13 protein-coding genes and 1 pseudogene are annotated in these 14,636 nt (G+C 41.8%); 6 read left to right on the top strand and 8 right to left on the bottom strand.

The window, feature by feature from the left end; genetic code table 11:
* Window positions 1-276 precede the first annotated feature (276 nt).
* The 7 genes from FTU80_RS01420 to FTU80_RS01390 form a co-directional block, all read right to left on the bottom strand.
* Complete coding sequence (locus tag FTU80_RS01420; RefSeq protein WP_218948993.1) at window positions 277-648, bottom strand: hypothetical protein; 372 nt, start codon at window positions 646-648, stop codon at window positions 277-279.
* A gap of 279 nt (window positions 649-927) precedes the next feature.
* The gene (locus FTU80_RS01415) at window positions 928-1,851 is read right to left on the bottom strand and encodes a tyrosine recombinase XerC (protein WP_180003344.1); all 924 of its coding nucleotides are present in this window, start codon (window positions 1,849-1,851) and stop codon (window positions 928-930) included.
* Window positions 1,852-1,922: 71 nt separating this feature from the next.
* On the bottom strand, window positions 1,923-2,744 hold the full coding sequence (locus FTU80_RS01410; RefSeq protein WP_180083871.1) for an enhanced serine sensitivity protein SseB C-terminal domain-containing protein: 822 nt from the start codon (window positions 2,742-2,744) through the stop codon (window positions 1,923-1,925).
* An 85-nt stretch (window positions 2,745-2,829) separates the two neighbouring features.
* Window positions 2,830-3,675 carry a diaminopimelate epimerase gene (gene dapF / locus FTU80_RS01405; RefSeq protein WP_180008334.1) on the bottom strand — a complete coding sequence of 282 codons (846 nt, stop codon included), beginning with the start codon at window positions 3,673-3,675 and terminating at the stop codon, window positions 2,830-2,832.
* Window positions 3,676-3,688: 13 nt separating this feature from the next.
* Entirely contained in the window at window positions 3,689-4,933 is a 1,245-nt protein-coding gene (gene lysA, locus FTU80_RS01400; RefSeq protein ID WP_180056051.1) for a diaminopimelate decarboxylase, read from the bottom strand.
* A 24-nt stretch (window positions 4,934-4,957) separates the two neighbouring features.
* Window positions 4,958-5,167, bottom strand: coding sequence for a lipoprotein (locus FTU80_RS01395; RefSeq protein ID WP_372491094.1), 210 nt, complete (start codon window positions 5,165-5,167; stop codon window positions 4,958-4,960).
* 344 nt (window positions 5,168-5,511) lie between these two features.
* Window positions 5,512-6,915 carry an amino acid permease gene (locus tag FTU80_RS01390; protein WP_078192075.1) on the bottom strand — a complete coding sequence of 468 codons (1,404 nt, stop codon included), beginning with the start codon at window positions 6,913-6,915 and terminating at the stop codon, window positions 5,512-5,514.
* A gap of 333 nt (window positions 6,916-7,248) precedes the next feature.
* Between FTU80_RS01390 and FTU80_RS01385 the strand changes: the two genes are divergently transcribed.
* A complete protein-coding gene (locus FTU80_RS01385; RefSeq protein WP_180083869.1) occupies window positions 7,249-8,610 on the top strand; it encodes a sodium:alanine symporter family protein in 1,362 nt (453 codons plus the stop codon).
* Between the two features lie 246 nt (window positions 8,611-8,856).
* Here the strand turns inward: FTU80_RS01385 and FTU80_RS01380 are convergent.
* A pseudogene (locus tag FTU80_RS01380) lies at window positions 8,857-9,213 on the bottom strand (hypothetical protein); the annotation flags it as partial.
* A gap of 185 nt (window positions 9,214-9,398) precedes the next feature.
* Between FTU80_RS01380 and radA the strand changes: the two are divergent.
* The 5 genes from radA (at window position 9,399) to FTU80_RS01355 (ending at window position 14,541) form a co-directional block, all read left to right on the top strand.
* A complete protein-coding gene (radA, locus tag FTU80_RS01375) occupies window positions 9,399-10,787 on the top strand; it encodes a DNA repair protein RadA (protein ID WP_180003350.1) in 1,389 nt (462 codons plus the stop codon).
* Between the two features lie 123 nt (window positions 10,788-10,910).
* The gene (locus FTU80_RS01370) at window positions 10,911-11,912 is read left to right on the top strand and encodes a Tim44 domain-containing protein (RefSeq protein ID WP_180083867.1); all 1,002 of its coding nucleotides are present in this window, start codon (window positions 10,911-10,913) and stop codon (window positions 11,910-11,912) included.
* Between the two features lie 202 nt (window positions 11,913-12,114).
* Window positions 12,115-12,462: a hypothetical protein gene (locus FTU80_RS01365; RefSeq protein WP_180026688.1), complete on the top strand. Its 348-nt coding sequence runs from the start codon at window positions 12,115-12,117 to the stop codon at window positions 12,460-12,462.
* Between the two features lies 1 nt (window position 12,463).
* Window positions 12,464-14,206: a PepSY domain-containing protein gene (locus FTU80_RS01360; protein WP_180083865.1), complete on the top strand. Its 1,743-nt coding sequence runs from the start codon at window positions 12,464-12,466 to the stop codon at window positions 14,204-14,206.
* Window positions 14,203-14,541: a DUF3325 domain-containing protein gene (locus FTU80_RS01355; RefSeq protein WP_180083863.1), complete on the top strand. Its 339-nt coding sequence runs from the start codon at window positions 14,203-14,205 to the stop codon at window positions 14,539-14,541. Before FTU80_RS01360 ends, FTU80_RS01355 begins: the two co-directional genes overlap by 4 nt.
* The last annotated feature ends 95 nt before the right edge of the window (window positions 14,542-14,636 follow it).

Below are 14,636 nucleotides of genomic sequence, written 5' to 3'. Positions count from 1 at the left end.
ATTGGATTTACAGGCTCTCGCTATCAAAACTGAGCGAATTGAATTACTGAACAGCGAAATGGTTTTGCATTTAGAGATTTTGTTTAGCATCATAAGTTTTGCAAAGACGTCCACTAGCTTATCTCAAATGTTCATTTGAAAGCTTAAAACCAAACGAGGTAGACACTTTAACGCTCTGCTCACAAGCATCACAACATGTCATGGTGCGGGTGATATAAGGGCTAAACATCCAAAACCAATGAAGATAGCCCATGAGTTGTTTATTTGACCAATGGTTTAGGCTGGCTGATTTTCCAAAAAGTCACGATGGATGTGGCTTAGGTCAATAAGTTCATACTTTGCCAAATCAAAAATACGCCAAATGGTGAGGGCATCTTCTTTACTGTCAAATTTAGCAGTTGCTTTATTGGTAAGCTGCCATTGTTTATCCGAAATCCAAATAAAGTATTGTCCCGTCGTCGCATTAAACGCCTGAACTTTACCATCGGCATTAATCCCTTGTAGCTGCGCACCTTCAGGCAATACAGCTTCTACTTCAGGCAAACTGATTTCAACAAAGTGTTTGATCTGGCGTAAGCCGTATCCTGCAAAAATTTCTTTTTGCTGACCATTTAACTGGTCATATTTTTCTTGAATATCTGAAATCATGGTATGGCCTATATATTTTTAACGGTACAGCAATTTAGTAAATGGCGAATTTCACTTCAGCACTTACGTCAATTCAATAATGGACAATTTTTATACCCGATAATTTGAATTTTTATAATGCGACAATAGTTCAAAATGTCGGTCAATTTTACCAATATTTTTTCACATCCTTATTTAATTTTCATGAAGTAGACCACTTTAGGATGCAAAATGTGAAATCTAGCCTGTGAATTTAAGCAAAATTTAGACCACTGAGTACCAAAGTCGTTTTTGCAATTGTTACGAATCTTTATGCTGTGCCCTTGGATGGGCCTGATCATAAACTTGTGCCAATCGATCAAAATCCACATGGGTATAAATTTGTGTAGTGGTTAAATTACTATGACCCAACATTTCTTGTACAGCACGCAAGTCACCGCTATTGGACAACATATGGCTAGCGAAGCAATGTCGTAATAAATGCGGATGTAAATCGACATTTACACCTGCACGTCGAGCTTGAAATTTAACTCGATTTTCTATTTGTCTTACCCCCAGTGGATTACCTTTTTGAGTGATAAAAACTTGGGCTTCTGGGACAAAATCACCATGCCATGCAGGATATAATTGCAACCAATGCATCACAGCCTCTTTGGCTTTAGAACCAAAAGGTACAATGCGCGTTTTATTCCCTTTACCCGTAATACGTAACAGTTGGCGATTAAAATCAATATCTCGAATGGTTAAGCCCTGCACTTCAGCCAAACGTAAACCACTTGAATATAGCAGCTCCAAAATCGCTTTATCACGTATCCAAAGCTGCCGTTGAGTTTCACTTTCTGGCTCAGGCTGTTCCATGATTTGTTTAATGGTTTCAATATCGACCAATCCAGGTAAAGGACGTGATTGGCGTTTGAGCTGAAAATCATCTGCAGGATTAAAATTGAGATAATTTCCTTGTTCTGCCCATTTCATAAATTGGCGAATCGAAGATAACATGCGCTGCAAACTACTTGGACTGAGCTGAAACTGTTCCACTTTATGAGCAACAAATTCACGCAGATCTGACTTTTCAACATCATGCAGTGGCAAGTTGCGTATTGTACAAAATTGGAGAAAATCACTGACATCACGCTCATACGCTTGCAATGTATGTTTAGACTGATTTTGAATTTCACGTTCCTTCAACCACATAGTCAGTAGTTGACTCTGATCCATCGTCATCTGTCTTCTCCCATTTCAACATGTGCTTTAGCGTTGCAGTACGTTCACTAAAGCGATTTTACATATCTATTTTATGAAAAGAGTCTAGCAAAGAACCCCTTAGGCTTACCATCAACACGTTGGTAAAAAGCTTGCGTTTCATTAAGCAAATACCCTTCTACACCATCCACACTGTGCGTATTGACATGGATTAAATCCACTGGGCATTGCTCTTTTAAACTGTCCTGTGTGATACGACCAATTTTACTGTGTAAATCTTGAATTTGTTGTTCAGATAATCCTGCTTCTAAATCTAGTCCGATCAGCAAAGTTGGTGAATCATCTCGAACTTTATTCAGCATTTGCGCCAAATAAGCAGCTTTTACCACACGCTCTGTGCCAAAAAAAATGCTTAATTGATCAATCATAAACTGCGGATATTCCGCCGGCTGACCAATTAAAACTTCCGTATCTTCCGTAACTTCATAGTTTTCTGAGGGCTGAATATACTGCCCGTCCAGCAAATGTTGAATTTCTTCTGGTACAAAGTCCTTCGTTGCATCTGGTGATTGTGGATTCAATATAAGCTTTGCTCCCAAGGTCATTTCAAATAATACCTTGGTTGGTAGCCGGATATACGACTCTTCTTCAGATATTGCCAACCGCATTTTTTCAAAAGAGGTAAAAAACGGGATGATGCAATCATAAGTTTCATCTTCCCATGAGTTCAATTGAACACTGTCGCCTTCATCCAAGATCAAAGCTTCGGCAATACGTGAATCACGTCCCCCTGTTGTTCCCACACAATACACATTGGCCGCTAATAATTGAGCTAAAAATTCGGGTCGATACGCAGGTTCATGTAAAGCTTTATGAAAAAGTTGCTCTAAGATTTCTTCGTTTATTTGTTCCATGTTGATTCCAATCCCATTGAATTATAATTTTTTATTCACTTTTTATTTTATGAAAAAAAGCCCTGAATGAATCAGGGCTTTGATTTTAACCTTGGAAGTAGCTTAAATCTAAGCGTCCTTCGTAAACTGTTGCAGTTGGTCCAGTCATCCAGACTACACCACCTTCTTGCCACTCAATTTGCAGCTTACCACCTGCCAACTCTATTTCGACCGAATTGGCTAATAAACCACGACGCATACCTGATACTGCCGCTGCACAAGCACCTGTACCACAGGCCATAGTTTCACCGACACCACGTTCAAATACACGTAAGCGTGCATGTTTCTCATCCAAAATTTGCATAAAGCCAGCATTTACTCGCTGTGGAAAACGCTCATGTGATTCGACTTGTGGACCAATTTTAGCGACGTCTGCGGTAATGACATCAGGAACGATCGTCACTGCATGCGGATTACCCATACTCACTACATCAATGGTGAGTTGTTCATTATTCGCCAATGCAATGTCGTATAAGTTTTCAGGCTCTTCCGCAATAAATGGAATTTCATGCGGCAAAAAGCGTGGATAACCCATATTAACGCGCACCCAACCATTCGCACCTAATTCAGGCTCTACGATACCTGACTTGGTTTGTACTTTGATTTTGGTTTTGCTGGTCAACTTACGTTCATGCACAAAGCGTGCAAAACAACGTACGCCATTACCACATTGTTCAACTTCCGAACCATCTGCATTAAAAATACGATATTTAAAATCGACATTAGGCAAATCAGGTGGCTCTACAATCAAAAGCTGATCAAAACCAATACCAAAATGACGGTCGGCCAAACGCTGAATCGTCACTGTATCTAAATAAGCCCGTTGGCTAATTAGATCGACCACCATAAAATCATTGCCAAGGCCATGCATTTTGGTAAATTCTAATAACATCTCGAATTTCTCCTTAAGGCAATAAACGTTCACGTTCCCATAATGATTCGATGGTTTCACGCTCACGAATCAAATGAGACTGATCACCATCAACCATCACTTCAGCAGCACGTCCGCGGCTGTTGTAGTTTGAACTCATGACAAAACCATAAGCACCCGCACCCAATACTGCAAGCACGTCATTTTCTTGAATCGCCAACTGACGTTGCTTTCCTAGGAAATCGCCAGTTTCGCAAATCGCGCCAACAACATCCCAGTCTTTCTTTTCTGTATCAGTACGAGGCGTTACTTCCTGAATATCCATCCATGCTTCATATAAAGCAGGACGGATTAAGTCGTTCATTGCGGCATCAATAATGGCAAAATTACGATGATTGGTCGGTTTGAGCAAATCAACTTTAGTTAACAACACACCTGCATTTGCAGAAATACTACGCCCCGGCTCCATATATACCTTAAGGCCTAATTTTTCTAAAGCCGGACGCATTGCCTGAGCATATTCTTCAACGGTTGGCGGAACTTCGTCTTTGTACGTTACGCCTAAGCCACCACCAATATCGATGTGTTTTAGGTGAATACCCATCTCTTTCAGTTGATTAATCATCACAATGACACGATCAAGTGCATCAACAAAAGGCTGAGTTTCAGTCAACTGTGAACCGATATGACAATCAATCCCGATAATCTCAAGATTTGGCAATGATGCCGCATACGCATAGGTGTCAAAAACGCTGTCTGAAGGAATACCGAATTTATTTTCTTTTAAACCCGTAGAGATATAAGGATGGGTTTTGGCATCAACATCTGGATTTACACGCAATGAAATCGGTGCTTTCTTACCCATTGCCGCAGCAACTTTTTGGATTCGATCCAACTCTGCATGTGATTCAACGTTAAAACATGCAATACCCACGTCCAATGCTTTTTGGATATCGGCTTCTGTTTTACCCAAACCTGAGAATACAATTTTAGAAGCTTCACCACCGGCTTTTAACACACGTGCGAGTTCTCCACCCGTCACGATATCAAAACCAGCGCCCTGCTTGGCAAGTACGTTTAACACCGCAAGATTAGAGTTTGACTTTACCGCAAAACAAATTTGATGGTCGATAAAGCTAAATGCACGATCCATATCTGAATAATGCTTTTCAAAAGTAGCTTTTGAATAAACATAAAGCGGTGTGCCATATTGCTGTGCAAGCTGTTGTAAAGAACATTGCTCTGCATGCAATACCCCATTCGTACGGGTGAAACTCATGAAAGTATCCTTTCTATAAAAGCATTAAGGTGTAGGGTTAGAATTTGATGATTCCGATTCAGTTGCAACAGGAGCCGCTTGTTTTTCCTGCTTTTGCTGTGCAGGCGTATCTGGATAAATCAGATATTTTGCGCGCTTATCTGCATTTGCATCTGAAGGTAAATGCAATGCACCAGACTGACCACAAGCGGTCAGCAGCACAGCACTTGCTAATACAATAATTTTATAATTCATAAAACGATACATAAACGTACCTAATGAAAAGATTTTTCCGAGTATAACGTGATCAACCCGCGGATAAAAGAAAAGCCCTGTAATTCCAAGTGAGCTTTTTGCCATTCTGCACTAAATTTAAGCAAAATTTGATGATGCTGTTTTCAATCCTTATTTGTCTTTATTTCTAGCTCGATCAGGCTATTGATTTCACTGAAATAGCATATCAATTTGAATGCTATTTAATACAAATCGAAACGCTAATAAACAGTCTGTTTTAACTTAAAATAAGTCCATATCCAAATAAAAAAGCTGCCCCCTCAGGAGCAGCTTTTTATGTTTTTACATCCGTTCAAAAATGTAAATTAATGGTGCTTTTTCTTATAAAAACCGAAATAACCAATAATCAAAATGATGAACCAAATTGGGCTCACCATGAGCGCTTTCATGGTATCTGCTTCTAATGACAAAACATAAATCATGCCGATGAAGAAGATAATCACAAGCCAGCAAGTATATAAGCCACCTGGTAATTTAAAGGTTGACTTCGCATGTAACTCAGGACGAGTTTTATAGTAAACAATATAGCTCCAGATAATCATGAGCCATACGCAGATAAATAAAATCGTAGAAAGTGTAGTTGCTAATGTAAAGGCTTCAACCGTGTTCGGTACGAAATACTGTAATGCAGCGCCCAACAGTAAACAAACTGCCGAGAAATACAACGCATTTGCCGGAACTGCACGTGAGTTTAGACGGCCAAACGCTTTTGGACCTTGCTCTTCACGAGATAAACCAAACAACATACGTGAAGTCGAGAACACACCACTATTCATCGATGACATAACTGATGACAACACCACCAAGTTCATAATAATCGCAGCAGCAGCAATACCGGCTTGGCTAAACAAGTTCACGAATGGTGAAATGCTTGGGTCAATGGCATTCCATGGAGTAACGGACATCACAATCACAAGTGCAAGCACATAGAAAATAATGATACGAATCGGAATCGAGTTCACAGCTTTAGGCAAGTTGTGTTCTGGATCTTTGGTTTCTGCTGCCGTAGTACCAACGAGTTCTACACCGACAAAGGCAAAAATGGCGATCTGGAAACCTGCCAAGAAGCCAGTTACTCCTGTTGGGAATAGACCACCATGTGACCATAAATGTGTGAATGATGCGATTTCACCTGTCGATGAGGTAAAACCGGTAAAGATCATCCAAAGACCGACACCAATGAGCACCACGATTGCAATAATTTTAATCAGTGCAAACCAAAACTCTAATTCACCAAAAAGTTTAACCGTAACAAGGTTTAACCCCATGATAAATACAATGGCGGCAACACTGATCATCACCCCTTCTTCGGGCGAGAACGGGTTACCTCCATTAAAGAATTGCAGGTAATAAATGATGGCCGATAAATCAGCAATCCCTATAGTGATCCAGCACAGCCAATAGGTCCAACCCACAAAATAGCCTGCCCACGGGCCGATTAAGTCGGTTGCAAAATCGATAAAAGATTTATATTCAAGATTTGATAGTAATAACTCGCCTAATGCACGCATGACGAGGAAAACCATAAAACCAATAATCATATAGATAATAAGGATGGACGGACCAGCTAAACTGATGGTCTTTCCTGACCCCATAAATAAACCTGTACCAATCGCACCACCAATCGCAATCAATTGCAGGTGTCGGTTGGACAAGCTTCGTTTCAAATCGCCGCTATCAGCGTGCGATCCATGAATTTCATTTGACATTATTTAATTCAACTTCGCGTTCCAATTGCGACAAATTAACGTAAAAATTTCAGAAAATACAAAATTATTTTTCATCATCTATATTTTCGGATTAAGTGACAAAGTTAATTTATTTTTCTTATATATAAAAATCTTAGCGCCAGTTCACATTTTAAAGCGACCAATAAAACAACAATTTACTTGTAATAACTTAAATTTTATGCAAAAAATATTTTACCAACGATAAAAAAATTATGCCAAAAATCATGGAAGTTTCTAACAATGGCATATCAATTGCTACAGATATCAAAAATGTAGCATTCACTCACTCAGGGCCGATAAGAAGAAGATACTATGCAAGAAATTCAAAATATCATGGAAACACTCAGTGGATGGGTCTGGGGCCCGTACATGTTGGTCCTCATTGTCGGAACAGGTGTATTCCTCACCTTCCGACTACTTTTCTGGCAATTTCGCATGTTGCCTTTCGCATTCAAACAAGTCTTTGGCAAGCATCCTAAAGCCAATCAACATGATGGCGATATTTCTCATTTCGCCTCACTTATGACCGCACTTTCTGCCACCATTGGTACAGGTAATATTGCCGGTGTAGCCACCGCTTGTGTGCTCGGTGGTCCGGGCGCAGTGTTTTGGATGTGGATAACCGCGCTCTTTGGTATGGCAACCAAATATGGTGAAGGTGTACTCGCTGTGAAGTTTCGTCATAAAAATGAAAATGGCGAAATGAACGGTGGTCCAATGTATTACATCGAACGTGGACTTGGACCTAAGTGGAAATGGTTGGCAGTGGTATTTGCCCTATTTGGTACTTTGGCATCCTTTGGTATTGGTAGCTCAGTACAGTCGAACACTGTCGCGCTTGCTGTGCAAAACAGCTTAGGGATCAGCACACTCACCACTGCAATCGTTATCACCATATTCTCTGCACTCGTTATTTTAGGCGGCATCAAATCCATTTCTAAAGCCTCTTCATTTATTGTTCCAATTATGGCGGTAGGTTATGTATTGGGTGGCTTAATCATTATTTTCAACAACCTTGAATTGGTGATCCCTGCACTAAAAATGATCTTTAGCTATGCATTTACGGGCGAAGCTGCTGCGGGTGGTGCGATTGGTGCTGCGATTCGTTATGGTGTGGCACGTGGTGTATTCTCTAATGAAGCAGGTATGGGCTCAGCACCCATTGCCGCTGCGGCTGCAAAAACTGACCACCCAGCACGTCAAGGTCTTGTCTCTATGACAGGTACGTTCTTAGACACCATCATTGTTTGCTCAATTACAGGTATCGTACTGGTGATGGGATTCATCATGGCCGGACAAAGCTTTGGTGATCAAACCGGTGCAGTTTTGACGATTAGTGTTTTTGACAAACTACTTCCGGGCTTCGGTGGTTGGGTCGTAACTTTCGGTATTATTTTCTTCGCTTATTCAACCATTCTGGGTTGGAGCTATTATGGTGAAAAATGCTGTACTTACCTGTTAGGTGAAAAATCAGTAATGATTTATCGCTTAATTTACATCGCATCAGTATTTGTCGGCTGTGTTGTAACACTTGATCTCGTTTGGCTATTTGCCGATACCTTTAACGGTTTGATGGCTGCACCAAACTGTATTGCACTGTTATTGCTCTCAGGCATCATTGTGAAAGAATCGAAAGATTTTATTGAACGTCGTAAATCAGGTGAGTTGTACTAATACCTGCATCCTGCTCAACAAAAAGCCACGTGAATTCACGTGGCTTTTTTATTCGGACTGAAAATCGATATTTACTTATTGAATTGTGCCAATTTGACCATCATCAAATTTGTCGTTTTTCGTCTTGCTTTCATTGGCTGCTTCATCTTTTGGATATGATTCAGCATCTTCAATAAAGCCTTCACCAAATTGGTCACCAAACTCATTTTCAGCATATTCAGAATCTACAGCACTGGCTTCCATCAGATCAGCTTCGATTTCTAGGGCAATTTCCAAAGATAAAGAAAAGAACAATACCCCCTGAATTTTCATGTTCCCTTGTTCATCTTCAAGGTATTCACTGAGGGTTTTATATGCAGGGCTGCTTTTATCAAAAGGCACGTCAAGGTATAAATCACCTGTATAGCTATCGATTAAAGACTCACCTTCTAGCCCCATACAAGGGAAATAGTCGATATTTTGCAGGTCAAACCAGTGCATAACATCATTACGCACCGTATTTTTTTCAGGATGTTGATGATCATATTCTTCAAAATGCACAAATAACACATCACGATTTTTTTCACGTGCGATGGCATCGATATGTCGTAATAGTTCAGTCATGTGGTGACCCATTTCAAAAAATATAATGCGCTATTATAAAGTGCTTACTATGTAAAAGTGCAGCTATTGAAAATAAAACGACATCAATTGACCTTCATCAGTCATTTCATGCGATAAAAACTTGGTTTTTCGATGTATTCACCGCTATGCTGTGACTCAATTTGAGTTTGTGCACAGTAAATATTATGGCGAAAGCAAAAAGTGTCTATCGATGTGAACAATGTGGTGCTGATCATCCCAAATGGGCCGGTCAATGTACCGAATGTGGTGAATGGAATTCATTAGTCGAAGTCAATATTGCACCCGCCGTTACACACCGTGCACAACCTAAAATGGGCGGTGGCTATGCAGGCCAAGCTGCTGCTGTGACCACCTTAAATCAAGTTTCAGTTTCGCATGAAACTCGAATGGCAACAGGTATTGGTGAATTTGACCGTGTGCTCGGCGGTGGACTGGTCACAGGTTCAGTAGTGCTGATTGGTGGTGACCCCGGCATTGGTAAATCCACTATTTTGCTACAAACCGCAACCTATATGGCGGCGAGTAAAAGTTCTGCCTTATACGTCACTGGTGAGGAATCTTTGTCTCAAGTGGCTCTACGTGCCCAGCGCCTAGATTTGCCGACCGATCAACTCAAAGTCATGGCCGAAACCTGTGTCGAGCGTATTTGTGAAGTTTTGGCACATGAACGCCCTGCCGTTGCCATTTTAGATTCGATCCAAACCCTATACACCGAGACACTCCAGTCTGCGCCGGGCGGTGTTTCCCAAATTCGTGAATCGGCTGCACTCCTGACTCGCTTTGCCAAAAATAGTGGCACTGCACTGTTTATTGTCGGTCACGTAACGAAAGAAGGTTCTTTGGCAGGCCCTCGCGTGCTTGAGCACATGGTCGATTGTGTTTTGTATTTTGAAGGTCAGTCTGACTCGCGCTTCCGTATGATTCGTGCAGTGAAAAACCGTTTTGGTGCAGTCAACGAGCTTGGTGTATTTGGCATGACCGATAAAGGTCTGCGCGAGGTATCAAACCCATCCGCTATTTTCCTGAGTCGTTATGATGAAGCCATTCCGGGTTCCATTGTCATGATTAGCCGTGAAGGTACACGTCCACTTTTAGTTGAAGTTCAGGCTTTGGTAGATGATGCGCACGGACAACCTCGACGCGTGGCCTTAGGTTTAGAACAAAACCGTTTAAACATGCTTTTAGCCGTTATGCACCGTCATGGTGGCGTACAAACTGCAGGACAAGATGTCTATGTCAATGTCGTGGGTGGTTTAAAAATCACAGAAACCGGTTCTGACCTTGCGGTACTTTTAGCCTGCGCCTCTAGCTTAAGAGCTAAAGCCCTGCCACAGCATTTGGCAGTATTTGGTGAAGTCGGCCTTTCAGGCGAAATCCGCCCTGTACCCAATGGACAGGAGCGACTCAAAGAAGCCATTAAGCATGGGTTTAAAACCATTATTTTACCTCGTGGTAATGCACCGCAAAAACCCATTTCAGGTGTAGAGATTATTTCTGTGGCACGTTTACATGAGGCGTTGAGTCAGGCAATTACGCTGACCGATGAGTCTTAGTCACGTTGAATCGTTTATTTTGAATGAATTTTCAATTTTTTACCGATATTCTATTGAAATTCAGTACAAATGGCGGCATAACTAGATGGCTATTTTAAATTTATATAGATATAGGAAAATTTGATGGAAGTTCGACAGCGTGGTTTGATGACTGCTCTTTTAACAGCAGCCCTTTTGGTAGCGCCGATTGCAGAAGCGAAACGTGCCGGTGGTGGTAAAAGCCATGGTATGAGCCGTCAAGCTGCTCCAACTCAGTCTTATCAGCAACCTCGTCAATCTGCTCCTGTTCAACAGCCTGCAACTGCTGGCGCTCCAGCAAAATCTGGCTCGAATGTGGGCGGAATGGTTGCTGCTGGTGTGGCTGGTGCTGCTATTGGTGCAGTCGCTGCAAATGCGATGGCCGATGACAATAACGGTCAAGCAGCTTCTGAAGCGCAAGCTCAACAACAGGAAGAGAAAGGTGGTATTCCAGGATGGATCTGGATTTTACTTGCCGCTGCTGTTGCCTTCTTCATTTTCCGTAAGATGGGCGCAAAAAAAAAACTAGCCGCTAACAATCCGTATGCGCCAAACAGCGGTGCAAACAATGCACCGTTTGGCCAGCAAAATGCTGCACCTCGTGCAGGTAATGACAATACGAATATTTTTGGTAATTCTGTAGGCGGTAATTCAGCAGCTTCAAATGCTCCATTTGGTGCAGCTACAGCAACGAACGCGCCTTTTGGTGCTGCCTATACCAACAGCGGCAATCAATTGCCTGATGGTACAGAACCAGCAACATTTTTACGTGTTGCACGTCAGCGTTTTAACCACATTCAATCGATGAATACGGCAAGCAACATTTCTGAAATTCAGCGTTACTTAACGCCTGATCTTTACCAGTCTATGTATAACGACATTATGGCGAATAAAGATGAAGACGTTGCTGAGTTTTCTAACTTAAATGCTATGGTGGTCGATTCTGCTAACGAAAATGGTCAATACGTTGTAAGTGTGCGTTTTACAGGTACGGTAAGTGAAGACTTAAATAGCCTGCCACAGCCATTTGCTGAAGTATGGCATTTTGTTAAACCTGCGGGTTCTGATCAAGACTGGTTGGTTGCAGGCATTCAACAAGAGCAATAATGTAGACAATTAAGCATTCTTGCATTCTAAAATAGCGACTTCGGTCGCTATTTTTTCGCCTTTAATTCCCCTCTTTTTAAATCAATTTCCACTCAGCATGCTGAAAAATCAATAATTTTGTGAATACATTATTCTAATTATTAATAATAATTGTTATCATTTAGATTAACTTTAATACAATTTCCAAGCGCTTAAGTATTTTATGAATAGCTCACCACCTGAGGCACTTGTGACACCCCTCACATCTGCGCTGCCTAAAACGCGTAAAGACACTCCTTCTCTATTTACCTATCGCTTGATGATTTTCTATCGCTTTGCCCTCGCTTTAGTGGGCGGATATGTTGTCGCGATGCTATCGGCCATCGTGATCGCAGATGTGTTTAGCGAAGACCGTGGAAGTGCAGCCATGAGTGCAACTTTAATTGCATTTATCCTGTGGAGCTGTGCATTTATTTGGGTCTTTATGGTGAATAAAACCCTCAAAGCAACTTTAGGCATTGTGATCCCTGCGGTGTGTTTGTATGCCATTTACATGATGATGGGAAGCTAAAATGCGTGTTGATGCAAAAGTAGAGGGACCGCGCCAGTCCATGTCTTGGCTGCATACATGGGCTAGCCTAATCTTAGGTTGGTTGCTGTATGCTATTTTCCTGACCGGAACCCTAAGCTTCTTTAAAAATGAAATCAATGTCTGGATGACACCTGAGCTGCATCAATCTGTTCCAGCCAGTTCACAAGTCCAACAAACTCAAGTTGCACTGAATTATTTACAACAAAATCATCCGAATGCAGGTGCTTGGAATATTTTGCTGCCGAATACGCGTCAAAATGCCACATTAATTACCGTGCGTGAACAAGGTGAAGACCCTCGCGCACGCCGTGGTGGTAAACAAATCTACATTGATAGTGCTACAGGTGAAGTGCTTGAGCCGCGCGATACGCGTGGTGGTAATTTTCTCTATCGTTTCCATTTCGAACTTTATGGTATGCCACGTATGTGGACGCGATGGTTTGTCGGTATAGCGACACTGTTGATGTTAGTTGCCATCATTAGTGGTGTGATTACTCATAAAAAAATCTTTAAAGATTTCTTTACGTTCCGCTCAGGCAAAGGACAACGTTCTTGGCTCGATGCACATAATGCAACCGCAGTATTTGCGCTCCCCTTCCACATCATGATCACCTTTAGTGGCCTGTTGCTACTGTTATTTACGATCATGCCTTGGGGGATTGAACGTATTTATGAAAACCGGGGACAATTTCTACAAGAACAAAATCGTGCCTTGGTTCAAGAAAATAAACCTGAAGGACGTGAATCTGCTCAAGAACGTGGCGAACGCCCACAGCAAGCCCGTGCCAATTCTGCACAAAACCAAGGCAAAAATCGTGCTGAGGGCCGTGGTGAAGGTCGAGGAGATCGTCGCTCTAAACGTGAAGAGCAACCTGTTGTTGCTGCGCCGCTGACCAACTTAGCGCCAATAGTAACTGCGGTTCAGGCTGAATGGAGAACTAATCCTATTAGTACCGTTAGCATCATTGCACCGAATACAGACCAAGCTAAAATTGAGCTACGCGCATTACATGGTGAAAGTGTTGCATATCGAAATGTCTATGCAAGCAAACAATTTGATGGCGTAACAGGCAAAGACTTAACTGACGAAAGTGCCAAATTAAAGCACCCTTCTGTACCGATGGGTATTTACAATGTAGTCACCACGCTACATGAAGCACGTGGTGTAGACTTAGCTCTACGTTGGCTGCTGTTTATTTCAGGGATTGTAGGCACCCTGATGGTCGCTACAGGTCTCATTCTGTGGTGTGTAAAACGTGCGCCGCAACAGCAAAAACAAGGCTTTAAATCATTTGGCTACCGCACGGTTGAAGTGACCAATATTGCAGCGATTATTGGTTTACCCATTGCCTGTGCAGCATTTTTCTATGCCAACCGTTTTATTCCCACACAGCTTGAAAACCGTTCGGAATTAGAAATTCGTAGTTTCTTTATTGTTTGGCTACTGACGCTCGTTTATGCGATGTTCCGTACGCATCGTCAAGCGTGGCTAGAACTTTTAGCTTTTGCCACAGCAATTTTTGCTTTACTGCCGATTGTAAACTTCATGACTGGTGGTCAAGCGCTTTGGAATACCATGGCAAATGGCCAATGGATGATTGCATCCTTTGATCTTGCAATGTGGCTTTTGGCTATCTTGTTTGCCTATTCATTTTACAAAGTGAAAAAGCATAAAGGACTGCCTGTTAAAAAAGCACGTAGCACAAAGGAGGTTGAAGCATGATGTTCTCTCTCCTGATTTGGGCACTGAGTGGCTTAGGCTTTTTTGCCTTGGCAAGCAGCATGTCTAAACATCAAAAGCAGTTCTACAGCAAAGAACTAAGTGTGGGCCAAACACGGTTAGCCACGCTAGTCGGCTGGGCGCTATTGATCATCGCCTTGATAATTTGCCTCTCTCTTGGCACGCCGAGCAATAACATCAGTTATTGGTTTGGCGCGCTGACTATTGCGGCTTTATTTGTCGGGCTATGTATTAGTTATATCGCTGAATATTTTTGGAAAATTATTGGTGCATTGGTTGTCGTATTTGTATTGTCAGCTGTGTTATTGAAATTTTAATTCATTAGACAAGCTTCTCTAAACATTGAAAGCCAATCTTCGGATTGGCTTTTTTCATGCCAACCGATTAGGCTATGCCTATTCTGCTCTTTTGG

Source organism: Acinetobacter sp. YH12145 (assembly GCF_013418335.1).
Lineage (GTDB): Bacteria > Pseudomonadota > Gammaproteobacteria > Pseudomonadales > Moraxellaceae > Acinetobacter > Acinetobacter amyesii.
The sequence above is the reverse complement of the archived record's forward strand: the minus strand, read 5'-3'. Positions and strand labels throughout refer to the sequence as shown.

Coding starts and splice junctions, on each gene's coding strand:
- FTU80_RS01355 (WP_180083863.1), top strand. CDS start 14,203: ATGATGTTCTCTCTCCTGATTTGGGCACTGAGTGGCTTAGGCTTTTTT.
- FTU80_RS01395 (WP_372491094.1), bottom strand. CDS start 5,167: ATGAATTATAAAATTATTGTATTAGCAAGTGCTGTGCTGCTGACCGCT.
- FTU80_RS01410 (WP_180083871.1), bottom strand. CDS start 2,744: ATGGAACAAATAAACGAAGAAATCTTAGAGCAACTTTTTCATAAAGCT.
- FTU80_RS01385 (WP_180083869.1), top strand. CDS start 7,249: ATGCAAGAAATTCAAAATATCATGGAAACACTCAGTGGATGGGTCTGG.
- FTU80_RS01365 (WP_180026688.1), top strand. CDS start 12,115: ATGAATAGCTCACCACCTGAGGCACTTGTGACACCCCTCACATCTGCG.
- lysA (WP_180056051.1), bottom strand. CDS start 4,933: ATGAGTTTCACCCGTACGAATGGGGTATTGCATGCAGAGCAATGTTCT.
- FTU80_RS01415 (WP_180003344.1), bottom strand. CDS start 1,851: ATGACGATGGATCAGAGTCAACTACTGACTATGTGGTTGAAGGAACGT.
- FTU80_RS01360 (WP_180083865.1), top strand. CDS start 12,464: ATGCGTGTTGATGCAAAAGTAGAGGGACCGCGCCAGTCCATGTCTTGG.
- FTU80_RS01370 (WP_180083867.1), top strand. CDS start 10,911: ATGGAAGTTCGACAGCGTGGTTTGATGACTGCTCTTTTAACAGCAGCC.
- FTU80_RS01420 (WP_218948993.1), bottom strand. CDS start 648: ATGATTTCAGATATTCAAGAAAAATATGACCAGTTAAATGGTCAGCAA.
- FTU80_RS01390 (WP_078192075.1), bottom strand. CDS start 6,915: ATGTCAAATGAAATTCATGGATCGCACGCTGATAGCGGCGATTTGAAA.
- radA (WP_180003350.1), top strand. CDS start 9,399: ATGGCGAAAGCAAAAAGTGTCTATCGATGTGAACAATGTGGTGCTGAT.
- dapF (WP_180008334.1), bottom strand. CDS start 3,675: ATGTTATTAGAATTTACCAAAATGCATGGCCTTGGCAATGATTTTATG.